The sequence below is a fragment of the Rhodococcus sp. 15-2388-1-1a genome, assembly GCF_002259145.1.
Classification (GTDB): Bacteria; Actinomycetota; Actinomycetes; order Mycobacteriales; family Mycobacteriaceae; genus Rhodococcoides.
The window spans coordinates 338,448-364,686 of record NZ_NPFP01000039.1 but is presented as its reverse complement, the minus strand read 5'-3'; the positions used below and the strand labels follow the sequence as shown (position 1 = coordinate 364,686).

Sequence of the window (26,239 nt, the reverse complement as noted above, 5' to 3'; positions counted from 1 at the left end):
CTTCGCATATGCGAAGGGGCGCTTTCCGTTTCCGGTCTCAGACGAACGCGCTGAAGCCGGTCACACCACGGCCGACGATCAGGTTGTTGATCTGCGCGGTGCCCTCGTAGGAATACAGCGCCTCGGCGTCGGCGAAGAACCTGATGACGTCGTGCTCGATCAGAATTCCGTTGCCGCCCATAATTTCTCGGGCCCAACTCACCACTTCGCGCAACCGCGTCGTACAGAACGTCTTCGCGAGCGCCGCATGCTCGTCGTAGTGGACGCCGTTGTCCTGCAGTTGAGAGACGCGAATCGCCATGCCGAGCGAGGCGGTGATGTTCGCCGTCATGCGTGCGATCAGGTCGGAGATGAGCTGGAACGACGCGATAGGAGATCCGAACTGTTCGCGTTCGCGCGCGTACGTCACGGCCCGCTCGTACGCGCCCATCATCACGCCCACGGCCTGAAACGCCACTCCCCCACGGGTCAAGCGGAGCACCTTCGCGGTGTCGGCGAACGAGTTGGCCTCGGCAAGCTTGTTCTCGACCGGGACTCGGCAGTTCTCCAGATGGATGTCGGCGTTCTCGACCGCGCGGAGCGAGTACTTGCCCTCGATCTTCTCGGCCCGGAATCCCTCGAAATGCTTTTCGACCACAAAGCCCTTGACCTCGCCATCGGCCTCGTCCTTGGCGAACACGATGGTCAGGTCTGCGAAGGTAGCGTTGCCGATCCAGCGCTTGCTGCCGTTGAGGATCCAGTGATCTCCGTCGAGTCGAGCGGTGGTCTCGAGTCCGCCTGCGACGTCGGAGCCACCGTGCGGTTCGGACAGTCCGAACGCGCCGATCGTCTCCATCCGGCGCATGGCGGGCAACCACCGCTGGCGCTGCTCCTCGGAGCCGAGAATGGAGATACTGCTCATCGCCAGCGAACTGTGCACGCTGAACATCGTTCCGGTGGACGGATCGACCCGCGCGAACTCCATCTCGAGCCAGCCGGTGAGCAGCTTGCGGGAGGCCTTGCGATCGTCGAACGCGTAGCCGAGACCAGCGATCTCGAGCTGGGCGATTTTCGGCATCAGGTGCACCGGCGAGGTGGCCTTCTCCCAGAATTCGTTCGCCCGCGGCGCGACCTCCTCCTGCAGGAACCGGCGGGTACGCAGGACCACCTCGGTCTCGGCCTCGTCGAGCATGCTCTGATACCCGTAGAAATCGGATTCGAGAAAGTCCGGCGACAGTGGTCCGAGGGGCTCGTGCTCGCTCATGTTCGGCTCCTTCGTCTGGCACCTCTCATCGGGCACCGCTACCGATCTTCTACCCGCCGCGCCCGATTCTCACGCATGCACCGCGGCCTTCGCCGGTCAGCGGCGCAGTTCGTCGGAGAGGGTCGCCAGTTCGTCGCCGCCCGCCATTTCCTTGGTGAGGTCGTCGAGCGAGATCTCGTGGTGCGCACAGTCCAACGTCTGACGTCCACGATCGAGGAGAACGAAGTGATCTCCGACCATGTACGCGTGATGCGGATTGTGGGTGATGAACACGACGCCGAAGCCCTTCTCCCTGGCCGCCGAGATGTACCGGAGAACCATGCCGGACTGCTTGACGCCGAGAGCGGCGGTCGGCTCGTCGAGAATGAGCACCCGGGCACCGAAGAAGATGGCGCGAGCGATGGCCACGCACTGACGTTGGCCACCGGACAGCGAGCCGATGGGGGCATCGACGTCCGGCAGATCGATACCCATCTTGCGGAGTTCGTCGATGGTCGTCGCGCGCATGGCATGGGTGTCGAGGGTCTTGAAGATCGTGCCCTTGCGCAGTTCCTGGCCGAGGAAGAAGTTGCGCCACACCGGCATCAGCGAGACGACCGCGAGGTCCTGGTAGACCGTGGAGATACCTTGTTCCACCGCCTGCTTCGGCGAACCGAACGTCGTCGCCTTGCCATCGACGAGCAGTTCCCCCTCCGACTGCCGATGCAGACCGGACATGATCTTGATCAGAGTGGACTTGCCTGCGCCGTTGTCACCGAGAACGCAGGTGACCTCTCCGGCACCGACGCGGAGGTCTATCCCGTGCAGCGCGATGATGTTGCCGTAGCTCTTGCCGACGCCTTTCAGCTCGATGAGGGGCGTGTTCGCAGAGGACGTCATGGTCACCTTTTCGCCGCGTAGTTGCGGAAGGAACTGTTCGCGATCACTGCGAACAGCAGCATCGCGCCGAGGAAGAACTTGAACCAGTCCGGGTTCCAGCCGGCATAGACGATGCCCTGGTTGGTCATGCCGAAGATGAACGCTCCGATGAAAGCACCGACAGCCGTACCGTATCCACCGGTCAGCAGGCATCCACCGATGACGGCGGCGATGATGTAGAGGAACTCGTTGCCCACGCCCTGGCCGGACTGGACCGTGTCGAACGCGAACAGCAGATGCATGCCGACGAACCAGGCGCAGAAGCCGACGAACATGAACAGGCCGATCTTGACCCGGGTGACCGGGACGCCGACCGCACGCGCCGATTCCTGGTTTCCGCCGACTGCGAAGATCCAGTTGCCGGTCCGGGTCTTCATCAGCACCCAGGTCGCGGCGAGCGTGAACACGATCCACCACACGACGGTGATGCGGACCGAGACACCCAGCAGCGAGAACGAGGACGAGAAGAAGGCCTTGGCCGAGTCGAATCCCTCCATGTCCGAGATGGACGGGGTGGCGACCTGGCCGGTGACGAGCTTGGTGACGGCGAGATTGATGCCGGTGAGCATCAGGAACGACGCCAATGTGATCAGGAACGACGGAATCTTCGTCGTCATCACCAGGTATCCGTTGAGGAAACCGACCGCAAGTGCCAACACCAGCGCCAATGCAGAGCCCGCCCAGACGTTCAGGTGCAGGTTGTAGGCCAGCATGGAGGCCATGATCGAGGAGAACGTCACCGCAACCCCGGTGGAGAGGTCGAATTCTCCGCCGATCATCAACAGGGATACACCGATCGCCATGATGCCGATGGTCGAGGATGCGTACAGCACGGTGGCCAGAGCCTCGGGCGATCGAAACGGCGGTGCCACGATGCAGAAGAAGACGAAGATGGCGACCGCGCCGAACAGGGCACCGACCTCCGGTCGAATCAGCAATCGCTGCAACGGTTTCTGCTTCTTGACCCGCTCGTCTGCGATCACGGTGTGTTCGGACAGAGCCGGATCGGCCTGTGTGGACATGAATTTCCTTCCGCGCCGGAGCGACGCACTCAGCGCGTGCCGCTACGGGCGTATTCGGCGACCGCGTCGATGTTGGTCGAATCGATGAACGCGGGCCCGGTCAGCACCGGTGTACCTCCACCGATCGTGTTGCCGTTGTTGAGGTAGAGCCACAACGAGTCGATGGCCAGGTAACCCTGCAGATACGGCTGCTGATCGATGGCCCACGCCACGTCGCCGGACTCGATCGCATCGACGAGTGCTGCGTTGGTGTCGAACGTGACGATCGTGGCGTCGCTGCCCGCATTGGTCTTGGACTGCACCGCAGTCAGAGCGATCGGAGCGGCGAGGGCGATGACGTGGTCGATCGTCGGATCCTGCTGCAGCTTGGCCGTGATGGTCGACTCCACGGACGGCATGTCCTTGCTGTTGACGTTGAGGATCTCGGTGGTGCCTCCGGTGAAGCCTTGCCTGACGCCGGCGCAGCGAGCCTCGAGTGCCACCGCGCCCTGCTCCTGGATGATGCACAGCGTCTTGCGAGCACCGTCCTCGGTGAGGCGCGCTCCAGCAGCCTGTCCGGCGATGGTCTCGTCCTGGCCGAAGTACTGCTGGACTCCCATGTCCTTCCAGGAGTCGTAGCCGGAATTGAACGCGACGACCGGAATGCCTGCGGCGCTTGCCGTCTCGACTGCGGAGGCCATCGCGTCGGGCTTGGCCAGAGTGACCGCGATTCCGTCGACCTTCGAGTCGATCGCACTCTGGACGAGGTTGGCCTGGTTGGGTGCCTCGGGATCTGCGGAGTAGCGCAGTTCGATGTTGTCCTTGGCCGCGGCGGCCTCGGCACCCTTGCGAACCAGATCCCAGAAGGTGTCGCCGGGAACCTCGTGCGTGATCATCGCGATCGTCGCCGACGGAGTGTCGGCGACTCCCGCGTTGCTTCCGTCGTCGGACGATCGAGGAGCCCCACCGGTGCTCGAACAGGCCGCGACAGTCAGTGCTGCGACCGCACAGACCGCGCCGACCGCGATCGGCCCGCGTCTTTGCCGAAACCTCATTGCACTTCCCTTTCCAACAACCGGCTCTCGAACACCGACGAATCCGAGCCGCCGACCTGATCACTGTAAGAAACGATTGGTACCCGTCACGCATCTTCGACGATTATTCGTCACACAACAGAACCGGGGTGTGCACCACCGAACCTCGCACGACATGAGAGAACTCTCATCTCCGATTCACGTGGCCACAATCCACCGTCGTCAGACTCGGCCGTGTGCGAACCATCATCATCTCGGCCCTGGGACTGCTCACGCTCGCCGTGCTCGTCACGGCATTGCTGACGACTCGATCGACGGGCGAGCAGACCCCGTTGCCCGCACCCATCGTTGCACCCGCCGCACCTGTGCAATCCGCCCCGGGTACCCCACAACCCGTTCCCCCTCCACCTGGACCGAGTGAACCCACGCCCACTCCCGCGCCACAACCGGTGGCACCGGACGGATTCGTGCCCCCGCCTCCGCTACCGCCTGCCGACTGGGACGATGACTTCGACGACGACTGGGATGACGATGACGACGACTGACCTTGCTGCGAGACCGACCACGTGATGCGGACGCGACTGCTCGCCCTACGCCCGACGAGCGCCAGGAGCCGCATCTTCTCGTGGGTGCTCTTGCTGGTGCTGGCATCTCTGGCGGCCGTCACCGTCACCACCTGGCTGCTCATGATTCGCGCGACCGACAATCGCATGCGCGAATCGCTGCGCACCGAGATCGCCGAGTTCACCACCCTCACCGACGCGGGCGTCGATCCGGGAACCGGCGCACCGTTCGACGACATCAACGACGTGCTCCGCGTGGTGATCACCTACAACCTCGCCCGCCCCAACGAGAAGTTCCTGGGCTACGTGGACGGGGCGTTCGCCGTGCAGAGCAGGCAGCAGGCACCGGTGCGACTGTCCGACGACAACGGCTTCACCGCCGAGGTGGGTACCGTCACCGCGCCCGTCGAGGGTTCGTATTCGAGCGCGGCAGGTGAAGTGGTGTACCTCGCGGTGCCGGTCTCCCTGGCGGGCGACCCGGTGACCGGGGTCGTGGTCGCCGCCTACTTCGCCGACCAGGAACGCGCGTCCGCCGACGAGACCGCGACCCTGATGCTCGTCGTCGGCGGCGTCACCTCGGTGCTGGCGGCGGTCGGGGCGTGGTTGGTCGCGGGCCGCATCATGTCTCCGATCAGACACATCACCGCCACCGCCAGAACGATCACCGAGACCGACCTGTCCGGCCGAATCACCGATGCCAGAACAACGGGTCGAGGCGACGACATCGGAGCCCTGATCGACACACTGAACTCGATGCTCGACCGAATCGAGTCGGGTGCGGCCAGTCAGCGCAGATTCCTCGACGACGCAGGCCACGAGCTCCGCACTCCCATCACCATCGTCCGAGGTCATCTCGATGTGCTCGACCACGACGACCCCGCCGACGTTCGCGATACCGTTGCGCTGGTCGACGACGAACTCGATCGGATGAACCGGCTCGTAGCCGACCTGTTGCTGCTCACCCGGGCCGACCAGACGAGCTTCGTCACCCCTGTGGTCACCGATGTCGACGCGCTCACCCGAAGCGTGTTCGACAAGGTGACCACCCTCGCCGACCGGGAGTGGGTGCTCGAGGCGAGCGCAACCGTCCACGCACCGCTCGACGCACAACGACTGACTCAGGCGTTGCTGGCCCTGGCGGACAACGCAACTCACCACACGACGCCCGGCAGTCGCGTCGGCATCGGATCGCAACTGTCCGACGGCGACATCCGGTTCTGGGTTACCGACTCGGGCCCTGGAATCGAGCGCGACGAACAGGAACGAATCTTCGAGCGCTTCGCCCGCGGTCGCAACGGAACCAGACGCACCGAGGGCGCAGGTCTCGGCTTGTCCATCGTCACCGCCATCGCACAGGCCCACCGTGGACGGGTCAGTGTCGGCAGCGCACCGGGACACGGGGCCACGTTCACCATCACGATTCCACTGACCGATTCCCCTCCCCCGCAGAAGGATCGACCATGGCCCGCATCCTGATCGCCGAAGACGAACCTCGCATCGCCTCGTTCGTGCACAAGGGACTGCGAGCGAGCGGTTTCAGCACGACGACCGTCTCCGACGGCAGATCCGCGTACGAACACGCGCGCAGCGGCGACTTCGATCTGGTGGTACTCGACATCGGGTTGCCGATCATGGACGGCTTCGAGGTACTGCAGCGACTGCGCGGAGAGCAGTGCGAGATACCGGTGATCGTGTTGACCGCACGCGACAGCGTCCAGGACGTGGTGTCCGGTCTCGAGACCGGTGCCGACGACTACATGGCCAAGCCGTTCCGCTTCGAGGAACTGCTGGCGCGCATCCGAGTTCGCCTGGGCACCAAACGAACCGTCGACACCACACAGCTCGCGGTCGCCGACCTCACCCTCGACCTGCGTACCCGGCGAGCTGTGGTGGGAGACCGCACCGTCGACCTGTCGGCACGAGAGTTCGCCCTGGCCGAGACCTTCATGCGCCACCCCGGCCAGGTCCTCTCGCGAGAGCAACTCCTGTCGCAGGTGTGGGGATACGACTTCGACCCGGGCTCCAATGTCGTCGACGTCTACGTCCGCTACCTTCGGGCGAAATTCGGTGCCGCCCGAATCGAGACAGTCCGCGGAATGGGATACCGACTCGCCGAGACATGAGTGGCGTCGGCCGGTGCCGACGCCACTGCTGGAGTGTCAGTCGTCCCAGTCGTGATCGTCGTTGTCGTCGTCCAGATCGTCGTTGTCGTCGTCCAGATCGTCCCAGTCGTCGTCCAGATCGTCCCAGTCGTCGTCGCGGTCGTCGAGATCGTCGTTGCGGTCGTCGAGATCGTCGTTGCGGTCGTACCGGTCGTCGTCGTTGCGATCATTCCAGTCGTCGTCGTAGCGGTCATTCGGGATCTGGGTCGGTGCGGGCTGCTGGGGAGCTGCCGGCGGGGTCGGAGCCGAAACCGACTCCGACAGAGGCTGTTCCACCGAGATCGAGGACGGCCGCTGCTGGGTGGGGCCGTCGTCGGCGATAGCGAGTGCGCCGACGCTTCCGAGGGTGACGACAACGGCTGCTGCACCGACGATCATGAACTTTCCTGGCATTCTCATGGCTGCTCCTTCGATCCGGGTTCTGTGGGCCACCGTTTCGGTGATGACTCAACGATCGCTGTCGAACGTGAGAAGCGAAGGAGCACAACATGAGCGAGTTCTCATACTGGCGACGGGCGAATGCGTCAACGCGAGATCGACATTCGGCCGTTGTCGGTGACGGTGTCGGGACAAGATCCGGAGCGGTCGTTCGGGCGACCCTCGCCGGTGGGTCGCCACGTCACCCGACCCCTGAGCGCCTATGGTGATTCGCGATGAAAAGGATTCGAGTGTGTGTGGCCGTGTCGGCAGTGTCGATGGTTCTCGTCGGCATGGGCTGTGGACCGGCTCTGGCGCAACCCGCCGGCGAGCCACCGGCGGTGACGACGACACCGCCGTTCACGACGCCCGACACCGACAGCTGCCCGTACGCCGCGTCTCCTCCCCCGGCGATCGACCTGTCCGAGGTACCGGAACCTGGAAGCACTGCCCCGCAACCACTCCCGATTCCCGCCGAGGCCGTCGGCGGTGATCGGCTCGCCGAGTGTGGAGCGGTGCTGCCGGACGGGGCTCCCCCGTTACCTGCGGATATCTCGGCAACCGGGTTCGTGGTGGCCGACATGGACTCCGGCTCCGTTCTGGCCGCCAAGGATCCGCACGGGCGACATCGGCCGGCGAGCACGATCAAGGTGCTGCTTGCGATCGTCGCCCTCGACGAGCTGAACTTGAACGACCGGATCACCGCGACCGCAGAGGACGCCGATGCAGAGGGCAGTGCCGTCGGCATCGGAGAGAACGGTGTCTACACCAATCTCCAATTGATGCAGGGCCTGGTGATGGCGTCGGGAAACGATGCAGCGCATGCGTTGTCCAGGCAGTTGGGCGGCGACGCGGCCACCGTGGACAAGATGAATGCCAAGGCCGCAGAACTGGGTGCGCTCGATACGCGCACCGCCACGCCGTCGGGTCTCGACGGTCCTGGCATGGCGAGCTCTGCCTACGACTTGGCGTTGATCTACCGCGCGGCCATGCGTGATCCGACCTTCGCACAACTGATTTCGACCGAGAACGTTCAGTTTCCCGGCTACCCGAAGGACCCCACGATCCCGGACGACCAGGACCGGCCCGGGTTCACCCTCTCCAACGACAATCAGCTGCTCTACAACTACGAGGGCGCACTCGGAGGCAAGACCGGGTACACCGACGATGCTCGCCAGACATTCGTCGCAGGAGCAGAGCGGGGCGGTCGACGTCTCGTCGTGACGATCATGAAGGGTGACGTGCTACCGATCCGCCCGTGGGAGCAAGCGGCTCGCCTGTTGGACTACGGGTTCGCGCTCGATTCCGGCCGCGGCGTGGGCGAGCTCGTGGAGCCGCAGTCGACGTCCGCGGTGACGAGCACACGTGCGCCCGAGGCCACGCCGACTCTCGCCCAGCCACCCGCATCGGCGTCGGGGTCGAGCTCCCGCCAGTCCGAGATGCAGGCACAGGGCGACACCGTCGTTCGCATCGCGATAGGTGTCATCGGTGCGATCGTGGTGATCGGGCTGCTGTGGGGAGCTCGGCGGCTTTCGCGCAACCGCTGATCAGCGACGCCGGTTGCGCAATCCCGCGACGCCGAGAGCTGCGAGGGCACCGGCACCCACCAGCGCCAGACCGCCCGTCACGCCAGGTCCTTCGCTGACCTCGACCCTCGTGTTGATCACTGCCGGCTCCGGTGCCGGAACATGCGCTTCGGCCAAGCTTTCGCGTGTCGTCGCAGCGAACGACGTGGAGAACAGCACCAGCCGTGACGTCGTGAACACGAACACCAGCAGGCCGATGATGGGACCGAAGACCACGCCCGCGGGCCCGCTCGTCACCGATGCCAGGTAGAGGGCACCGAGCTGCTTGAAGATCTCGAACCCGACGGCAGCGAGCAGCGCACCTTTGGCTGCGCTGCGCCACGACACCGGCTCGCGCGGCAGCCTCGAGATCACCCAGGTGAACAATGCCCAGGTGCCCGCAAGCGCAAGGAGAATCGAGAAGACGCGCAGCGCGACGCCCACTCCTGGGATGGAATCGAGATTGGCCCACTCCAGAATGCTGCGCATCAGGTCACCTCCGGCCAGCGCCGACAACGCCAACGACAGCACCAGCGCGGTCCCCAGCCCGAGCAGCGCGGCGAAATCCTTGGCCTTGGTGGCCAGAAAACCACCCTGCTCGTGCTGGCTCTCCCACATGGCGGTCAGTGCCTCGCGTAGGTTCGCGATCCAACCGAGACCGGCATACAGGGCACCGAGCAGACCGATGATGCCGACGCTCGTCCGAGACTCGATGGCCGTCTGAATCAGCGAATTGATGGTCTCACCGAAGCTGCCGGGCACGTTCTCGGCAATCTGCGACTGGATCTCGGCAAGCCACTCGGGCTGATTCACCAGCACGAACCCGGCGATCGCGAACGCGACCATCAGCAGCGGGAACAGGGCCAGCACACTGAAGTACGTCATGCCTGCGGCGTAGTAGTCGCCCTTCTGACCCTGATACCGCTGCGCAGCAACAACAGTGTGATCGAGCCACGGCCACCGTTCGCGCCGGTCGTCGAGGATCGCCTTGAAATCGGGCATGGCACTCACCTTCTCGCTGTCGTCGCCTGCTGTCGGATCGTGTCGCCACGGTGCTGCGCCTCGAACTACTCTTTGCCGAAATGCAGCACGCCCAAACTCGGTGTGCCGTAGATGCTATGCACCCGGCGGCAGGAAACCCACCCTGTCGTAGACCTGAGCGAGCGTTCGACTCGCCACTTCCCTGGCTCGATCCGCACCGGCCGCGAGGATGCGGTCGAGTTCGGCCACATCGGCCATGAACCCGTCCATCCGCTCCCGCAGTGGAACGACGAACTCGGTCAGAACGTCGGCGGTGTCGGACTTGAGGTCGCCGTATCCCTTACCCGCGTAGCCGGCAACGAGATCGTCGATACTCGCGCCCGACAGCGCGGACTGAATCACCAGAAGATTGCTGACGCCCGCCTTGTTCTCCGGATCGAACACGATGTCGCGTTCGTTGTCCGTCACTGCCGAACGAATCTTCTTCGCCGACACCTTCGGATCGTCGAGAATGTTGACGATGCCCGCCGGATTCGACGAGGACTTGCTCATCTTCGCGGTGGGATCCTGCAGATCGAAGATCTTCGCGGTGCCCTTGATGATGTGCGCATCGGGCACGACGAACGTCTTCTTGAACCGCGTGTTGAAACGCTGCGCCAGATCACGAGTCAACTCCAGGTGTTGCCGCTGATCCTCGCCCACGGGAACCAGATTCGGCCGATAGAGCAAGATATCGGCGGCCTGCAGAATCGGGTAGGTGAACAGTCCGACGCTGGTGTGATCGCGTCCCTGCTTGGCCGACTTGTCCTTGAACTGAGTCATCCGCGCCGCTTCGCCGAATCCGGTGATGCAGTTCAGAACCCACGCCAACTGCGCATGCTCGGGTACCTGACTCTGAACGAACAGCGTCGACTTCTCCGGATCGATTCCCACCGCGAGCAACTGCGCAGCGGCCACTCGGGTGCGGCGGCGCAGTTCCTTCGGGTCCTGTGGAACGGTGATCGCATGCAGGTCCGGGATGAAATAGAACGCGTCGAACTCGTCCTGCAACTCCACCCAGTTCCGCACCGCACCCAGGTAGTTACCGAGATGGAACGAATCGGCAGTCGGTTGGATGCCGGAGAGCACCCGCCGACGCGGACCCTGCGGAGTGTCGATGGAGTCGGAAGAAGACATACCGCAATCTTTTCACGACCCCATCGACGCCAACTCCCTGCCTAGCCAACACGGGTCACTCCGCAGGCTCCGCACCGGAACACGAGTCACTCCGCAGGCTCCGCTCTAGCGGTAGCGCACAGTCACCGGCGCGTGATCGGACCATCGCTGGTCGTACGCCTCGGCCCGCTCGGTGCTCGCTTCCTTGGCGCGCTCGGCCAGATCACTCGTGGCCAGCTGATAGTCGATTCGCCAGCCGGCGTCGTTGTCGAAGGCCTTGCCGCGGTACGACCACCAGCTGTACGGACCTTCGACGCCCGGGTGCAGTGCCCGTACGACGTCGGTCCAGGGAGCCTTCTCGGCGAGCAACCGCGTCACCCACTCGCGTTCCTCGGGCAGGAAACCGGAGTTCTTGCGGTTGGTCTTCCATGCCTTGAGATCGGCCTCGGTATGGGCGATGTTCCAATCGCCGCACACCACCACGTCCCGATCGTCGGACTTAGCGGCCTTTGCCGTCTTGGCCAGATACTTCGCGAACGCCGCCATGAAGCGTTCCTTCTCGTCCTGCCGCTCGGTACCCACCTCGCCCGATGGCAGATACAGGCTCGCGACGGTGATATCGCCGAAATCGCCCTCGATGTACCGACCTGCATCGGCGAACTCGACGGCCCCGATGCCGGTACGAATCGCATCGGGAGCCGCCTTCGACAGCAAGGCCACCCCGTTGCGTCCCTTCGCGGACGGCTCGGCCGAGGCCAGGTGCCAGCCCGCATCGAGGGCCGGGGCCAGCGCCTTGGTCAGCTCCCCGTCGTTGGCGCGGGTTTCCTGCAGGCAGATGACGTCGGCATCGGTGGCCTCGAGCCACGGCAGCATGCCCTTGCGAACAGCTGCGCGAATTCCGTTGACGTTGACAGTGGAAACAGTGATCGGCACGCCGACGACGGTAGCGGAGCCCACCGACAGAGCGCGGACGGGCTGCTTACCTGGGTTCATTCCTGCCCGGCCTGCTATCGACGCCTCGGCTTCGCCCCGGGTTTCGGCGCGGTGACCACCGACGTCACCTCCGGCACCACCACCGGTTCACGATCGATGCGTCGGTAGACGATGTGCTGTTGGACGTAGGTCCAGATGTTGTTGCTCACCCAGTACAGCAACACCGCGACCGGCAACACCGGGCCGCCGACGAGCACGCCTGCCGGGAACACCCAGAGCACGAGCTTGTTCATGATCGCGGTCTGCGGGTTTGCGAGCGCCGCTGCGTCCTGCCGGGCGACGGACGCCCGCGAGTTCAGATGAGTCGCCACCGCCGCAACGATCATCAACGGAACCGCAACGAACGCGATGCTCCACACCGACGGCACTCCCCCGAACGGACCGAATGCCTCGAGCACCTCCCGAGAGCTGTTGACGGCAGCGGAGATCGGCGCACCGAAGAGTCGTGCGTCGAGGAAGGACTGCACATCGGCAGCGCTGAAGACGTAGTTCGCGGTGTTCGCATTTTCCTGCGCCGTCATACCGAGATGACCGAATCCGGTACCGGTTCGGTTGAACGAACGCAGCACGTGCAGCAGACCGATGAAGACCGGGCCCTGCGCCAGCAGGGGCAGGCACCCCATCAAGGGGTTGAAACCATGTTCCTGCTGCAACTTCCGCATTTCGGTTGCTTGCCGAGCACGGTCCCCGGAGTACTTCTTCTGTACGGCCTCGAGCTGCGGCTTCAGTTTCTTCATGGCGAGCTGGGAACGAATCTGGCCGACGAACGGCTTGATCAGCAGCGCACGCAGTGTGAAGACCAGGAATATCACCGCCAAGGCCCACGCGAAGCCGTTGTCGGGGCCGAGCACGGACCCGAAGACTCTGTGCCAGAACCACAGCACCGCGGAGACGGGATAGTAGACGAAATCGAGCATGGTGGAGCACCTCACTGTGAGAGAAGTCGGTCGGTCGGCGTCTCGACCGGATCTCGCAGTGGCTCAGATCAACTGGAGCCACCGGTCCGGTCCACGGACCGGACCGGGTGCTCTGGGCATGGGGCGACCGGGCGCATCGGGTTGCTGTTGCCTGCGGAACGATCCCCGAAGCCGCCGCCCGTCCGCGCCTGCGGAATCCGACGACAGCGGTGCGATCACTGCCAGGTCGGACGGCGTACCGAGGACGACAAGGGACGCCGCGACCAACGCACCGAACATCGCTATCTGTGCGGCGGGTTGGGCGTCGACGACGGTGAAGACGACCAGCAGGACGGCGAGAACGCCGACCAGTGTCCCGGCGTAGCGTCGAATCGCCAGGTGAGGGGTTCGAGAATCGAGCATCTTCGGTTCCTTGGGACAGCCTCGCGGACAACGGGTTGCGATGGCGTGGGGGAACTTTCGAGCTACAGAGCCCCCACCAGTGCACCGGGTGCACGTGGCTGTGGGCGGCCCGGAGCATCCGGGCGATGTTGACGCCGGAACGACCCTCGAAGGTGGCGTTCCTCTGCGGAGGGGCCGGCATTCGGCAGCAGGCGCAGCAGTGCCGGCACATCCACACGGTGTGCGAGCAGCATCAGCGTTACCAGCGCCGCGACGAGGATCAGGGCCACGTCCGCGGTTGCGGTCGGCATCGTCAGGTACAGCGCCACGAGGAGCAGCGAGGTGACGACCATGCTCTGGTATCTCATCGCGCACCTCCCCGTTCCGACGCCTACCCGATGATTCGAGTCGTTGCTCAGGGTACAGATACCGAGGGGTCCGTGCACAGGTGCCAGGTATCGCCGACGAACACCGGCCCGCGAGCCTGCACACAGGGACGCACGTAGCTGGGCAGTCGCTCGAGCTCGGCGTCGGCGTCGGCCGACAACCCACCCACGTAGGACGTATCGATACGTCCGGTCTGCTCGAAGCGATCGACGTTGTGCCGTGCGATGTACGCATCCGGGTTCAGAGCCGCCAGCGTGAGCACGGTCAGAACCGCACCGACGCCTACTGCTCGTGGAAGCCGGCGCCCCGACATCCGCACGCCCGAGACCAGAAGCAGAACGAAGACCGAACCCAGCCACCACTCGACGGCCGTGACGAACAACCTGAGGGTGGTGTAGCCGTACTGCTGCTCGTACAACGACATTCGATGCAGGGCCGACGCAACGATCACCAACGACAGCAGGCACAGCCCACCGAGCAGGGCCCGCAATGCACTTCGATCACGGCGATCCTCGCGTCGAGCCTTCGTGACCGTGACCGCGATGACGAGCAGTGTCAGTACCGTCACTGCGAGCAATTGCCAGAAGCCCTGCCGGGCGTATTCGGCATTGGTCAGACCCTCCGTGGTCACCACGTGCCCTTGCCCGCCGAACAGCGTCGGCACCTGGAACCCCACGAACACGACGAACAGGGCCACCACCGCCCCGAGGGGAACCATCCACTCCCACAACTGCACCGATCGACGCGGCGACGGCGCGAGTCGATCGAACCGAGGCGGATGCAGCGCGACGTAACAGACAGCGAGCGCACCACCTGCGGTGAGCACGAAGACGAGGGTGCGTCCGAGAATCGATGCGGCATCGAACTCGGGCGTCACCGCGCCCAGGGCATCCGAGAAACGCTTGTCGGCCGCACCGAACAACGCCGCGAACACGACGAAGAGCGCCACGGTCACGACGGCCACCATGCCGATACGCACCGGCCGAGGCCCCTCCAGATCGATCGAACCGGCTCCGCGTCGAGTCCACCGTGCCACCCGCACCGGCAGCAACACCGGCAGGAGAGCGCCGAGTGCAATTCCCGTCCACGTCCAGGCGCGGGAGAGCACAACCACTCCGACCACGATGGCGAGCGTCGTCGACATCGTCACGATCCACTCGGCCGCGCGCAGCGCAGACACGCTCGCCAATGCCAGCACTCCTGCCACGCCGGCCCACTCCCACCGCGAGAGCCTGCCACTGCGGGCTGCGAGCACAACACCCACGAAGGCCAGGGCGGTGATCAGCACACCGAACGTGTTGTCCATCAACGTCACTGCACCGATCAGTCCGGCAACAGCGGACCCGAGCAGCGCCGCACGAGGTGGCTGCGAATACCGCAGCACCGGCCAGGTGCGCGGCCCCCAGGGAGAGCGCCTGTGCTTCGTTCTCGGATGAATCGGAATGTCGATCGTGCTCATGACTCTTCCCTCTTCTGTGTTTCGGGCATGACAGGTCGGCGGCTGCAGTCCGGGGACGAGCAGTCGCGGTTCGGATGGATCGATGAATTCAGTGCTCGGGGATGGCCACTCTGATGTGGCAGCCGAATTCGCTGTCGAGAACGTCGATGGTTCCGCCGTGCAGTTCGGTGGCCCAACGGGCGATGCCGAGGCCGAGACCTGTTCCGCCGTCGGTGGATCCGCCGCGAGTGAATCGGTCGAACACCGCAAGGCGGTCGGCGGGGGCGATGCCCGGTCCCTGGTCGACGACGTCGAATGCGTACGCCCCGCCGATTCGATGGGCGCGTAGCGTCACGGTGCTCGAATGAGGAGAATGCCGCACGGCGTTGTCGACGAGGTTGGTGATCACCTGCGTCATACGCGACCGGTCGGCCAGGACGGTCGCATCGCCGGGCGAGACGACGATCGACACTCGTTCTCTGTGAACGGAGGTGGCGTCCTCGAGGAATTGCCGGACCTCGAACTCCTCCGGGGCAATGGTGAGCACACCGCCCTCCACCCGCGACAGATCGAGCAGTTCGCTGACCAGATCTCCGAGTCTCTCGGTTTGGCGCAGCGCCACCGACAGCGTTGCGGGATTCGCGTCGGTCACCCCGTCGACCATGTTCTCGAGCACGGCACGCAGGGCAGCGATGGGCGTCTTCAACTCGTGCGAAACGTTGCCGATGAGTTCGCGGCGGTACTTCTCCGCGGCTTCGAGATCACTTGCCATGGTGTTGAACGCCGTGGCGAGCTCGCCCACCTCGTCCTTCGATGTTGCCCGCACTCGCGTCGAATAATCGCCTCGCGCCATCGCTTTGGCGGCCGAGGTCATCTCGCGCAGCGGTGACGTCATGCCGTGGGCGACCAATTGTGTTGCGGCCAAGGACACGACGAGCGCTGCGAGGAGGGTGTAGCGGAATTGCCAGCCCGCTCCGATCCAGAAGACGACGCTCGCGAGCACCAGCACTATGCCCACGACGAGCGAGACCTTGAGCTTGAACGACCGCAACGGATCCAACGGGCGCGGCAGCATGCGGGTCATCGCGGCGACTCCACGGCATAGCCCACGCCGTGGACGGTCCGAATGAGATCGCCACCGAGTTTGCGACGCAACGCTTTCACGTGAGAATCGACCGTCCTGCTGCTGGCCGAATCATCCCAGCCCCACAGTTCCGACAGTAGGGTCTCTCGCGACACGGCACTGCGCGGCCGAGCAGCCAGATAGGCGAGGATGTCGAATTCCGTTCTGGTCAAGTGGATGTCACCGGAGGAAGTGGTCACCCGCCGTTCCCGGTGATCGATCTGTACGTCACCGACTCGAACCGCCTGAGGTTCGGCGGCCACCGTACGCTCGGCACGCCGGACCAAGGCGTGCACGCGAGCGACCAACTCGCGCATGCTGAACGGCTTTCCCAGGTAGTCGTCTGCGCCGACGCCCAGGCCGACGAGCATGTCCGTCTCGTCGGACTTGGCCGTCAACATCAGCACCGGGACCGGACGGGACGCCTGGATACGGCGGCACACTTCGAGCCCGTCGAACCCGGGCAGCATCAGATCGAGCACCACCACGTCGGGATCGATCCGGGCGCACGCGTCGACGGCAGACGGGCCGTCGGCGGCAGTGACGACCTCGTACCCTTCGCCGCGCAGCCGAGCGGCAACGGCCTCGGAGATCGTGGGCTCGTCGTCGACGACGAGAACTGTGCGGCTCATGAGAACTGACCCTAGAGGGCGCACGTGGAGGAGCCCGTCGGGAAATGTGGAGGTTCGGTGAAGGTTGAGCCGGGCGTTTCACGGCGCGGCGACCGACGGACTCACCGACACGCTGAAATTAGGGTCGGCTACCCTTCCCGATGTTAGCCAACCCTTACGAAAGGTGTATCGATGCACATCCGACCACTTCACCGAACCTGGGCGGTGTGCGCCATTGCGCTGACCACCGTGGGACTGCTGACTGCCTGCTCGAACTCCACCGACGAGCCGGCACCGACGGTCGGTGCGTCCTCCGATTCGGCCGCCTTCCCGGTCACGATCGAGCACGCGTTCGGTGAGACCGTTGTGCCCGAAGAACCCACTCGTATCGTGGTGGCCGGTTACACCGAGCAGGACACCGTCTTGGCGCTCGGCGTGATACCCGTCGGCGTCACGGAGTGGTACGGCGAACAGCCGTACGCAACCTGGCCCTGGGCGCAGGCAGCTCTGGGCGACGCTCAGCCCGAAGTGCTCTCGAACGACGATGGATTCGAGACGGAGAAGATCGCCGCACTCGAGCCCGATCTGATCATCGCCACCAATGCAGGCCTGACGGCGGACACGTACGACACGCTCAGTGACATTGCCCCGACGCTCGCCCAGTCGGACGCGTCGACCGCCTATTTCGAGCCCTGGGACGTCCAGGCGGAGAAGATCGGACGTGCGCTCGGTAAGAAGACCGAGGTCGATGCCCTGATCGACGGCGTCGATCAGAAGTTCGCCGACGCTGCGGCCGCACACCCGGAGTTTGCCGGCACGAAGGCGATCTTCTTGCAGAACGCGTTCTACGAGGGCAAGGCGATCGCGTACCAGGACGGGTTGAGCACCGACTTCCTGACCGAATTGGGCTTCGTCATTCCCGACGACATCGACGCCTACGTTCCGGCCGACGGCAGCGCGCAGGCGAGCATCCCGCTCGAGAATCTGTCGGTCCTCAACGCCGCCGACGTGCTGATCTGGGGAACCGAGGAGCCCGGCGATCGCACGGAATTGGAGAAGGAGGCGATGTACGACGCACTCGAGCCGGTGAAGGACGGCAACCTCGTGTTCACCGACGGTGTGACGGCCGGCGCGATCTACTTCACCAGCGTGCTGAGCCTGCCGTACGTGATCGACAAGCTGGTTCCGGCTCTGGACGACGCTCTCGGTGGATCGCCGGCAACGATCACCGGCTGATCCCGGGCGCTCCTACGCCGCGGAACGCTTGTCCATCCACATGGCGGTGGCCAGTACACCGAGACCGGCCACCGCCAGGCCCGAGCCGACGGCGGCGGGTGCCGTGTAGCCGAAGCCCGCGGCGATCACGGCTCCACCGACTGCCGCTCCGATGGCGTTGGCCAGATTGAACGCGGCATGGTTGAGCGATGCGGCGAGCGTCTGGGCGTCCTCGGCCACGTCCATCAACCTCGTCTGCAGGCCCGGCACCACCGAGGAGCCGGACGCGCCGATGAGGAACACCACGAGCAGCGCGGTGATCGGATTGTGTGCGGCCACGACGAACACGGCAAGGAACACGGCCGTCGCGGCCAGACCGACAAAGGTGCCCTTGAGCTGGTAGCGGTCGGCGAGCCATCCGCCGGCATAGTTTCCGACGACCATTCCGAGTCCGTAGATCATCAGGGCGACCGGAACGAGCGCGCGGGCGAGACCGGCGACGTCGGTCAGCGTCGACGCGATGTAGGTGTAGACCGCGAACATGCCACCGAATCCGACGATGCCCACGAACAGGGTCATCCACACCTGGCTGCGGCGCAGTGCGCCCAGTTCGGTGATGGGGCTGGTGGTCGGCATCGCGTCGAGTCGTGGCATCCAGAGGACGAGGGCGGCGACGGTGAGGGCACCGATGACGGCCACGAGTGTGAATGCACTACGCCATCCCAGCGCCTGCCCGATCCACGTCGCCACCGGGACGCCGACGACGTTTGCGACCGAGAGTCCCATCATGACCATCGCGACGGCCTTGGCTCTCTTACCCGGTTCGGCGAGGTGGGCAGCCACCAGCGCGGCCACTCCGAAGTACGCACCGTGTGGCAGACCCGCGACGAAGCGCGAGGCGACGAGCTCGTTGAAGCTGGGCGCGAACACCGTGCCGAGGTTGCCGAGCGTGAAGGCCACCATCAGCGCCAGCAGCAACATCCGCCGGGGGACGCGAGCAGCCAGGGCCGCGATGGTCGGCGCACCGACCACAACGCCGAGCGCATACGCGGAGATCATGTGGCCGGCCGAGGGCTCGGAGATCCCCATCGTCGTCGCGATGTCCGGCAGCAAGCCCATCGACGCGAACTCCGTGGTGCCGATCCCGAAGCCGCCGATGGACAGTGCCAGCATCGCGAGCTTGCGGCGGGTCGAGTGCGGTCGATGACTGACACTCAGACCACTCGACACCTTGCCGCGCACAGCGCTGACTCGGGCAAGAGCGGAATCGGTGACAGTCACAGCAGTACAACCTTCGTGTGCAAATAGGGGGCAGAAGAAGCGGCCGGGATTCGAGCCTGCGATCGGAGACCGACCGGGTCCGACCCAGAAGGCAACGTCGCTCCAATCAATTGTCTTCCCCGAGGCAGCTCGTTTCGCGTCGATGAGCGGTGATTGTCCTCACCCGAGCATCTGCTCGAGCTCCAACCGAGCGCGGTGCGCGTGCCCTCGTTCCGGTGGAGGGCCATCACCGGCTAGGATCTTCGCCAGGTCATGAGTGCCAGCATCGAGCCCCGGCTTGCTGGCCGGCAACCCTCCAACCGCGGTGGGGTGCCCCGGGTGAACGACCAGGCCGATCCGGCATGCGAGTGCCGTATCGACAAGCGCGGGTCCGCAGGAAGCGGACCCACTGAACCTTCGGTCCCCAGGGGCCGAAGCCTGTCAGGAGGTTCTCTCATGTGTTGCTGTACCGATACGCCCCGTAGCGCTCGACTTCTCGAGCTTCATTCGACATTCGATTCGTCTCGAACAGACTCGTCTCAGAAAACGGAGTATCACCAGCCATGACCGATTCCACCCCCGACGTCGTCGACGCCACCGGAGCTCCCACCGAGGATCCGTTCACCGATCCCGCGGCCGACTGGAGTTTCGAGACCAAGCAGATCCACTCGGGTCAGACCCCGGACGGCACCACCAGGGCTCGTGCGTTGCCGATCTACCAGACCACCTCGTACACGTTCGACAACACCGACCACGCAGCCGCGCTGTTCGGACTGGCCGAGCCCGGCAATATCTACACCCGCATCATCAACCCGACCCAGGATGTCGTCGAGCAGCGCATCGCCGCCCTCGAAGGTGGAGTCGCGGCGTTGCTGCTCGCATCGGGTCAGGCCGCAGAGACGTTCGCAATTCTCAACCTCGCGGAGGCGGGCGACCACATCGTGTCGAGCCCGCGGCTCTACGGCGGCACGTACAACCTGTTCCACTACACGCTCCCCAAGCTGGGCATCACCGTCTCGTTCGTCGACGATCCCGACGACCTCGAGCAGTGGCGCGCCGCGATCACTCCGTCGACCAAGGCGTTCTACGGCGAGTCGATCTCGAACCCGAAGAACGACATTCTCGACATCCCAGGGATCTCGGCCGTGGCCCACGAGAACGGCATTCCACTGATCGTGGACAACACCGTGGCGACGCCGTACCTGCTGCAGCCGTTGAAGCACGGTGCCGACATCGTGGTGCACTCCGCGACGAAGTACCTCGGCGGACACGGAACGGCCATCGCGGGCGTCATCGTCGACGGCGGCACCTTCGATTGGACGCAGGGCCGTCATCCCAATTTCACCACCGCGGATCCGAGCTACCACGGCGTCGTGTTCGCCGATCTGGGCGCGCCCGCGTTCGCACTGAAGGCACGCGTTCAGCTGTTGCGTGACATCGGTGCTGCAGTCTCGCCGTTCAACGCCTTCCTCATCAGCCAGGGTCTGGAAACGTTGAGCCTTCGGATCGAGCGGCACGTGGCGAACGCACAGAAGGTTGCCGCCTTCCTCGCCGGTCGCGACGACGTCGTCTCGATCAACTACGCGGGACTCGAGTCGTCGCCGTGGTACCAGCGCGGGCAGGAATTGTTGCCGAAGGGGCAGGGCGCGATCATCGCGTTCGAGCTGAAGGGTGGTGTGGACGCGGGCAAGAAGTTCGTCAACGCACTCACTCTCCACAGCCACGTCGCTAACATCGGAGACGTGCGCTCACTCGTCATTCATCCCGCATCCACCACGCATTCCCAGCTGACTCCGGAGGAGCAGCTGGCCTCGGGCGTCACTCCCGGCCTGGTGCGTCTCGCCGTGGGCATCGAAGGAATCGACGACATCATCGCCGATCTCGAGGTCGGATTCAGCGCGGCGGCATCTTGAGTCACAGCTGCGACACAGGCGTTCGTCCGGAGGCGGTTCTTCCGTCTCCGGACGGGCGGTTGGGCACCATCGACATCGGTGGTCTCGATCTCGAGAACGGCGCTCGAATCCCCCAGGTGACCGTCGCGGTGCAGCGGTGGGGCGAACTCGCCACCGACCGCAGCAACGTGGTACTCGTCGAACACGCCCTGACCGGGGACTCGCATGTGTCCGGTCCGCCGGACGCCGATCACGCTCTGCCCGGTTGGTGGAACGGAATGGTCGGTCCCGGTTGCCCCATCGACACCGACGAGTGGTGCGTCGTGGCGACCAACGTGCTCGGCGGCTGCGGCGGGACCACGGGACCGAGCAGCCTCTCTCCCGACGGCACGCCCTACGGGTCTCGCTTCCCCGACATCTCCATCCGCGATCAGGTCGCCGCCGAGGCGGCCGTGGCCGACGTACTCGGAATCGAGCGGTTCGCTGCCGTCGTCGGCGGTTCGATGGGCGGGATGCGCACCCTCGAATGGATCGTGGGCCATCCCGACCGAGTGGCGGCCGCGTTGGTCCTCGCGGTCGGTGCCAGAGCAACTGCCGACCAGATCGGTACCCAGACAACACAGATCGCCGCGATCAAGGCCGATCCAGGATGGCTCGGCGGCAACTATCACGACACCGGCACCTCGCCGACGGCCGGACTCGGCATCGCGCGGCGCATCGCGCACCTGACGTACCGGACCGAGAGCGAACTCGACATCAGGTTCGGAAACTCACCGCAGAACGACGAGGACCCGTGGGCCGGTGGTAGATACTCCGCACAGAGCTATCTGGAGCATCAGGCTGCGAAGCTCGTCAACCGGTTCGACGCGGCGACGTACGTCCTGCTCAGCGAAGCGATGAACCGTCACGATATCGGCCGTGGCCGCGGCGGAGTGGCCGAAGCTCTTGCGTCCACAGAGGTCCCGACCATCGTCGGCGGCGTCGACTCCGATCGCCTGTATCCGTTGCGACTGCAGAAGGAGATCGCTCGCGAACTCCCCCAGTGCCGCGGACTCGAAGTGATCCAGTCGCGTGACGGACACGACGGCTTTCTGACCGAGGCCGATTCGGTGGCGAAACTGCTCGCCGAAACGATGGAGCTGGCCCGCCTCGGTCGGCGCTGACACCGCTCTCGTCGACCGGGCTCTTGCGCCCTGACGTCAGTCGGTTCCCAGCGGATCGATCGACAGCGACAGAAAGACGATTGCTCCGCCGACGCAGCCCAGCGCCAGCACATCGAACACGCGACTGCGCACTTGCAGTGTGCCGACACGTGTTTCGGGCAGGCACAGCCGCAGGACGGCCGCCAGCAGCGCTGCGCATCCGAAGATGAACGCGCCGCGCCGCCAGCGATCGGCCAGCACCAGAACGAGCGCGGCGAGGACGACGACCGAGACTGCGACGATCGGTAGGTTGCGCGCGACTGCCGCGCGAAATCCCGCGTCGGGCTCGCTTCGCGCATCCTCTGCATCGTTCACGTCGGTTCGCTCAGCTCTCGGCGGCGACGCGTTCGGCGCGCTCGACAACATTGGTGAGCAGGAAGGCCCGCGTCAGCGGTCCGACGCCGCCGGGGTTGGGCGAGAGGAATCCGGCCACCTCCGCCACACCGTCGGCGACATCGCCGCGCAGTCCGTCCTCGGTGCGGGTCACCCCGACGTCGAGCACAGCAGCACCCGGCTTGACCATGTCCGCGGTGATCAATCCGGGCACTCCGGCAGCGGCGATGACGATATCCGCGCGCGAGACCTCGGCGGCCAGATCACGAGTTCCGGTGTGGCACAACGTGACTGTCGAGTTCTCCGAACGCCTCGTGAGCAGCAGACCGATGGGTCGCCCGACCGTCACCCCGCGGCCGATGACCACCGCGTGCGCACCGTCGAGAGCAACGTCGTAGCGGCGCAGCAGGTGCACGATCCCGCGAGGTGTACACGGCAGTGCGGCATCCTTGCCGAGCACCAGACGGCCGAGGTTGATCGGGTGCAGACCGTCGGCGTCCTTGTCCGGATCGATTCGCTCGAGCGCAGCGTTCTCGTCGAGATGCTTCGGCAACGGCAACTGAACGATGTAGCCGGTGCATTCGGGGTTGGCATTGAGTTCGTCGATGACGGCCTCGAGATCCGCCTGGGTGATGTCCGCGGGGAGGTCGCGACGAATCGAGGTGATGCCGACTTTGGCGCAGTCGTTGTGCTTGCCCCGGACGTACGCGGCCGAACCCGGATCGTCGCCCACCAACACGGTCGCAAGACCCGGGGTGATGCCCTGCTCACGCAGCGTTGCCACGCGGGCGGTGAGATCGACGAATATCTCGTCACGGGTCGCTTTGCCATCGAGAATCGTTGCAGTCACCCGGTCATTGTTCCAGGTTCGGCGTCAGTAGCGGCGCACCGGTCCGATCCCCACCGTCAGCCCTCGACGACGAGCCCGTGCGCTGCCGCGTACGCCACGGCCTGCATCAGCTCGATCTTCGCGCCGCGCACGCTCGCGCTGACCCACAGCGATGCGTCGGCGACGGCTCCGCGCAGATCCGCCTCGTCGAACTTGGCGTCGACGGTACGGGCACCTGCGAAATCGACCGAGCGCGCAGTGGCCTTCCTGAAGTCTGCGGACACGAGGTTCGCTTCCCGCATCCGGCACCCCGTCAGATCGAGGCCGCGAAGGTCCGCGTTGCCCAGTGACGCGAGGGTGAAGTCGACCTCGTCGTACGTCGCCGGACGCATGCGACTGTCGACGAACGTCGATCCCATCATGGTCGAATGACGAAAGGTGCTGTGCTGCAAATTGGTCCGAGTGAAGGTGCACGATCGAAATGCGGAGTTCGTGTGAATCGATTCGGTCAGGTCGGTGCCGGTGAAGTCGCATTCGGTGAACACCACCGAGTCGGTTCGGACGCCGCTCATGTCCGCGTCGCGAAATGTGCACCGAACGAACTGCCTGCCGGTCCACTCCTGCCCGTCCAGTCGCGTGTCGGAAAAGTCCTCACCGATCGTCCGTTCGTCGTCCACCTGCCCCATACTTCCCGGGCTCGTGATGGCAGAGTGAACCGGGTGTTTCGACTCATGTTCTTCGAACCCCGCATCCCACAGAACACCGGCAACGCGATTCGCCTGGTCGCCGGGACCGGCTGCGAACTGCACCTGGTGGGCCCGCTGGGCTTCGACATGTCCGAGCCGAAGCTCAAGCGGGCAGGCTTGGACTACCACGACCTGGCGTCGGTGACGGTGCACACCGATCTCCCCTCGGCCTGGGCTGCGCTGGCACCGACTCGCGTGTTCGCTTACACCGCCCACGCGGACCGGTCCTACGCCGACGTCGCGTACGAACCGGGCGACGTCCTCCTGTTCGGACCGGAACCGACTGGATTGCCCGACGACGTCCTGGACGACCCACACGTGACCGATCGACTGCGAATCCCGATGATTCCGGGCCGTCGATCGTTGAATCTGGCGAACGCGGCGGCAGTGACGATGTACGAGGCATGGCGCCAACACGGGTACGAAGGCAGCGTCTGACGGGTTTGCGTTCGAGCGCGCTCGAAGCCCTAGCTTGCCTTTCATGACTCGAACAATCACTCCACAACGCACGTGGTTCGTCACCGGGGCGTCCTCCGGTCTGGGGCGCGCTCTGACCGAGACCGCCTTGGCAGCGGGCGACACCGTGGTCGCGGTTATGCGTCGCCCCGAACGCATCGACGACCTGCTCGACGAGCACGCAGAGTCACTGCTGCCGATCGCCTTCGATGTTCGAGACACCGAGTCGGCCCCCGCCGTGGTCGAGGCGGCGATCGACCGGTTCGGACGCGTCGACGTACTCGTCAACAACGGTGGCGTCGGGCAGATCGGTTCCGCCGAGGAGATCGACGATGCCCGGCTGCGAGACATGCTCGACCAGCATGTGGTCGGTCCCGCCGCTCTCACCCGCGCCGTGTTGCCGGGAATGCGGGCGCGGGGCACCGGAACGATCGTGCAGATGAGCAGCCAGGGCGGCCGGATCTCCTTTCCGGGAGCAGGGTCCTACTCGGCCGGCAAATTCGCCCTGGAAGGCTGGTCCGAAGCGCTTGCCGGCGAGGTCGCATCGTTCGGTATCCGAGTTCTGATCGTCGAGCCCAGCAGATTTCGGACCGGCTTCAACAGCGCCGACGTACTCGAACGCGCAGCCCCCGTGGATGTGTACGCCGACATCCTCGGCGATGTCAGGGCCGACATGCTCGCGGCCGACGGTCGACAGGAAGGCGACCCGCACCGAGCCGCTCTCGTCATCCGTCAGTTGGTCGGGGCCGAGTCCGCTCCCCTGCGCATTCCTCTCGGTCGCGAGGCCGTCCGACGGCTGCGCGAGTCGTACCGCCGCGAACTGGCCTCACTCGAGGCCCACGCCGAACTGTCCTCGAGCGCGGACTTCCCGGGTGTACCCGAATCCGTCCGCCCGGTCTGACGGCACCGCCCGGACTATCTTCTGTACTCATGGCGACGACGGATTTGATGAACAGGGCTCTGGCGGCCGTGGCAGATTCGGAGGCATCGCTGACCGTCGAACTGGTGCACGATCTCGTCGAACCCGGAGAGCTCGCCGAACCACTCGGCATCGCCGAGGTCGCCGAGCTCCTCGATATCTCCGCGCACACCCTGCGGTACTACGAGCGGTGCGGCCTGATCGAGGTTGCTCGTGACGGACTCGACCATCGACGGTACGACGACGCGGCCGTCCGACGGATCGTGTTCCTCACCCGTATGCGGTTGTCGGGGATGCCGATGCGCGACCTGCAGCGCTATGTCGAACTCGTCGACGGCGGAGAAGACACCGTTCCAGAACGACTCGACATGCTCGTCGAGCATCGAGATACCGTCCGACGACGTATCCGAGAACTGCAACTCTCGCTCGTGGCAACCGAATACAAGATCGCGACGTACGGCGGTGCCACCGGTCCGTGACATGGGGAGGTCGGGTTCT

At 65.1% G+C, this 26,239-nt stretch carries 28 protein-coding genes and 1 riboswitch; of the genes, 10 read left to right on the top strand and 18 right to left on the bottom strand.

The window, feature by feature from the left end; all coding sequences use genetic code 11:
* Nucleotides 1-37 precede the first annotated feature (37 nt).
* From CH302_RS22025 to CH302_RS22010, 4 genes are all read right to left on the bottom strand, one after another.
* Nucleotides 38-1,243, bottom strand: a complete 1,206-nt coding sequence (locus CH302_RS22025) for an acyl-CoA dehydrogenase family protein (RefSeq protein ID WP_052047364.1) — start codon at nt 1,241-1,243, stop codon at nt 38-40.
* 96 nt (nt 1,244-1,339) lie between these two features.
* Nucleotides 1,340-2,122 (bottom strand): ATP-binding cassette domain-containing protein, encoded by a 783-nt coding sequence (locus CH302_RS22020; RefSeq protein WP_037188966.1) that lies wholly within the window; start codon nt 2,120-2,122, stop codon nt 1,340-1,342.
* A 2-nt stretch (nt 2,123-2,124) separates the two neighbouring features.
* Nucleotides 2,125-3,183 (bottom strand): ABC transporter permease, encoded by a 1,059-nt coding sequence (locus CH302_RS22015; RefSeq protein WP_037188152.1) that lies wholly within the window; start codon nt 3,181-3,183, stop codon nt 2,125-2,127.
* A 29-nt stretch (nt 3,184-3,212) separates the two neighbouring features.
* The gene (locus CH302_RS22010) at nt 3,213-4,217 is read right to left on the bottom strand and encodes a substrate-binding domain-containing protein (protein WP_037188154.1); all 1,005 of its coding nucleotides are present in this window, start codon (nt 4,215-4,217) and stop codon (nt 3,213-3,215) included.
* A gap of 215 nt (nt 4,218-4,432) precedes the next feature.
* Between CH302_RS22010 and CH302_RS22005 the strand changes: the two genes are divergently transcribed.
* The 3 genes from CH302_RS22005 to CH302_RS21995 are packed head-to-tail and all read left to right on the top strand — an operon-like array spanning nt 4,433 to nt 6,882.
* Complete coding sequence (locus CH302_RS22005) at nt 4,433-4,741, top strand: hypothetical protein (RefSeq protein ID WP_037188157.1); 309 nt, start codon at nt 4,433-4,435, stop codon at nt 4,739-4,741.
* A 24-nt stretch (nt 4,742-4,765) separates the two neighbouring features.
* Nucleotides 4,766-6,235 (top strand): sensor histidine kinase, encoded by a 1,470-nt coding sequence (locus tag CH302_RS22000; RefSeq protein ID WP_082323492.1) that lies wholly within the window; start codon nt 4,766-4,768, stop codon nt 6,233-6,235.
* Entirely contained in the window at nt 6,220-6,882 is a 663-nt protein-coding gene (locus CH302_RS21995) for a response regulator transcription factor (RefSeq protein WP_037188159.1), read from the top strand. The genes CH302_RS22000 and CH302_RS21995 overlap by 16 nt, the downstream gene beginning before the upstream one ends.
* 36 nt (nt 6,883-6,918) lie before the next feature.
* Here the strand turns inward: CH302_RS21995 and CH302_RS21990 are convergent, their stop codons facing one another.
* Nucleotides 6,919-7,320, bottom strand: coding sequence for a hypothetical protein (locus tag CH302_RS21990; protein ID WP_082323493.1), 402 nt, complete (start codon nt 7,318-7,320; stop codon nt 6,919-6,921).
* 269 nt (nt 7,321-7,589) lie between these two features.
* Between CH302_RS21990 and CH302_RS21985 the strand changes: the two genes are divergently transcribed.
* Entirely contained in the window at nt 7,590-8,885 is a 1,296-nt protein-coding gene (locus CH302_RS21985) for a D-alanyl-D-alanine carboxypeptidase family protein (protein ID WP_371828422.1), read from the top strand.
* Here the strand turns inward: CH302_RS21985 and yhjD are convergent, their stop codons facing one another.
* The 9 genes from yhjD to CH302_RS21940 form a co-directional block, all read right to left on the bottom strand.
* On the bottom strand, nt 8,886-9,905 hold the full coding sequence (gene yhjD, locus CH302_RS21980; RefSeq protein WP_037188162.1) for an inner membrane protein YhjD: 1,020 nt from the start codon (nt 9,903-9,905) through the stop codon (nt 8,886-8,888).
* Nucleotides 9,906-10,019: 114 nt separating this feature from the next.
* Complete coding sequence (gene trpS / locus CH302_RS21975) at nt 10,020-11,060, bottom strand: tryptophan--tRNA ligase (RefSeq protein WP_032397468.1); 1,041 nt, start codon at nt 11,058-11,060, stop codon at nt 10,020-10,022.
* Between the two features lie 105 nt (nt 11,061-11,165).
* A complete protein-coding gene (locus tag CH302_RS21970; protein WP_082323543.1) occupies nt 11,166-11,972 on the bottom strand; it encodes an exodeoxyribonuclease III in 807 nt (268 codons plus the stop codon).
* A 74-nt stretch (nt 11,973-12,046) separates the two neighbouring features.
* Nucleotides 12,047-12,949: a membrane protein insertase YidC gene (yidC, locus tag CH302_RS21965; RefSeq protein ID WP_037188165.1), complete on the bottom strand. Its 903-nt coding sequence runs from the start codon at nt 12,947-12,949 to the stop codon at nt 12,047-12,049.
* Between the two features lie 63 nt (nt 12,950-13,012).
* Nucleotides 13,013-13,351 (bottom strand): DUF6412 domain-containing protein, encoded by a 339-nt coding sequence (locus tag CH302_RS21960; protein ID WP_037188166.1) that lies wholly within the window; start codon nt 13,349-13,351, stop codon nt 13,013-13,015.
* A 62-nt stretch (nt 13,352-13,413) separates the two neighbouring features.
* Entirely contained in the window at nt 13,414-13,698 is a 285-nt protein-coding gene (locus tag CH302_RS21955) for a DUF6412 domain-containing protein (RefSeq protein ID WP_037188168.1), read from the bottom strand.
* A gap of 47 nt (nt 13,699-13,745) precedes the next feature.
* Nucleotides 13,746-15,176, bottom strand: coding sequence for a DUF4153 domain-containing protein (locus CH302_RS21950; protein WP_082323494.1), 1,431 nt, complete (start codon nt 15,174-15,176; stop codon nt 13,746-13,748).
* 88 nt (nt 15,177-15,264) lie between these two features.
* Complete coding sequence (locus tag CH302_RS21945; RefSeq protein ID WP_037188170.1) at nt 15,265-16,239, bottom strand: HAMP domain-containing sensor histidine kinase; 975 nt, start codon at nt 16,237-16,239, stop codon at nt 15,265-15,267.
* Nucleotides 16,236-16,910, bottom strand: a complete 675-nt coding sequence (locus CH302_RS21940; RefSeq protein WP_037188173.1) for a response regulator transcription factor — start codon at nt 16,908-16,910, stop codon at nt 16,236-16,238. Before CH302_RS21940 ends, CH302_RS21945 begins: the two co-directional genes overlap by 4 nt.
* 171 nt (nt 16,911-17,081) lie before the next feature.
* On the opposite strand from CH302_RS21940, the gene CH302_RS21935 reads away from it, so the two are divergent.
* Nucleotides 17,082-18,125 carry an ABC transporter substrate-binding protein gene (locus CH302_RS21935; protein ID WP_082323495.1) on the top strand — a complete coding sequence of 348 codons (1,044 nt, stop codon included), beginning with the start codon at nt 17,082-17,084 and terminating at the stop codon, nt 18,123-18,125.
* Between the two features lie 12 nt (nt 18,126-18,137).
* Here the strand turns inward: CH302_RS21935 and CH302_RS21930 are convergent, their stop codons facing one another.
* Nucleotides 18,138-19,277 (bottom strand): MFS transporter, encoded by a 1,140-nt coding sequence (locus CH302_RS21930; protein WP_037188972.1) that lies wholly within the window; start codon nt 19,275-19,277, stop codon nt 18,138-18,140.
* Between the two features lie 356 nt (nt 19,278-19,633).
* Nucleotides 19,634-19,756, top strand: a riboswitch (SAM riboswitch).
* 171 nt (nt 19,757-19,927) lie between these two features.
* Here CH302_RS21930 and CH302_RS21925 point away from each other — a divergent pair.
* Nucleotides 19,928-21,277 carry a bifunctional o-acetylhomoserine/o-acetylserine sulfhydrylase gene (locus CH302_RS21925; RefSeq protein ID WP_082323496.1) on the top strand — a complete coding sequence of 450 codons (1,350 nt, stop codon included), beginning with the start codon at nt 19,928-19,930 and terminating at the stop codon, nt 21,275-21,277.
* Entirely contained in the window at nt 21,271-22,419 is a 1,149-nt protein-coding gene (gene metX, locus CH302_RS21920; protein WP_371828423.1) for a homoserine O-acetyltransferase MetX, read from the top strand. Before CH302_RS21925 ends, metX begins: the two co-directional genes overlap by 7 nt.
* Before the next feature lie 36 nt (nt 22,420-22,455).
* On the opposite strand, the gene CH302_RS21915 is transcribed toward metX, so the two are convergent.
* Genes CH302_RS21915 through CH302_RS21905 form a run of 3 tightly spaced genes read right to left on the bottom strand, consistent with a single transcriptional unit; the run spans nt 22,456 to nt 24,306 of the window.
* Nucleotides 22,456-22,773, bottom strand: coding sequence for a DUF3017 domain-containing protein (locus tag CH302_RS21915; protein WP_052047433.1), 318 nt, complete (start codon nt 22,771-22,773; stop codon nt 22,456-22,458).
* Between the two features lie 10 nt (nt 22,774-22,783).
* Entirely contained in the window at nt 22,784-23,641 is an 858-nt protein-coding gene (locus CH302_RS21910) for a bifunctional methylenetetrahydrofolate dehydrogenase/methenyltetrahydrofolate cyclohydrolase (protein ID WP_037188179.1), read from the bottom strand.
* Between the two features lie 56 nt (nt 23,642-23,697).
* Nucleotides 23,698-24,306 carry a pentapeptide repeat-containing protein gene (locus tag CH302_RS21905; RefSeq protein WP_037188182.1) on the bottom strand — a complete coding sequence of 203 codons (609 nt, stop codon included), beginning with the start codon at nt 24,304-24,306 and terminating at the stop codon, nt 23,698-23,700.
* Nucleotides 24,307-24,339: 33 nt separating this feature from the next.
* Between CH302_RS21905 and CH302_RS21900 the strand changes: the two genes are divergently transcribed.
* From CH302_RS21900 to CH302_RS21890, 3 genes are read left to right on the top strand one after another with little or no spacing between them, the layout of a single operon-like run.
* A complete protein-coding gene (locus CH302_RS21900; RefSeq protein ID WP_176460749.1) occupies nt 24,340-24,804 on the top strand; it encodes a tRNA (cytidine(34)-2'-O)-methyltransferase in 465 nt (154 codons plus the stop codon).
* Nucleotides 24,805-24,847: 43 nt separating this feature from the next.
* A complete protein-coding gene (locus tag CH302_RS21895) occupies nt 24,848-25,723 on the top strand; it encodes an SDR family NAD(P)-dependent oxidoreductase (RefSeq protein WP_037188187.1) in 876 nt (291 codons plus the stop codon).
* A gap of 29 nt (nt 25,724-25,752) precedes the next feature.
* Nucleotides 25,753-26,220, top strand: a complete 468-nt coding sequence (locus tag CH302_RS21890; RefSeq protein ID WP_037188189.1) for a MerR family transcriptional regulator — start codon at nt 25,753-25,755, stop codon at nt 26,218-26,220.
* Nucleotides 26,221-26,239: the final 19 nt, after the last annotated feature.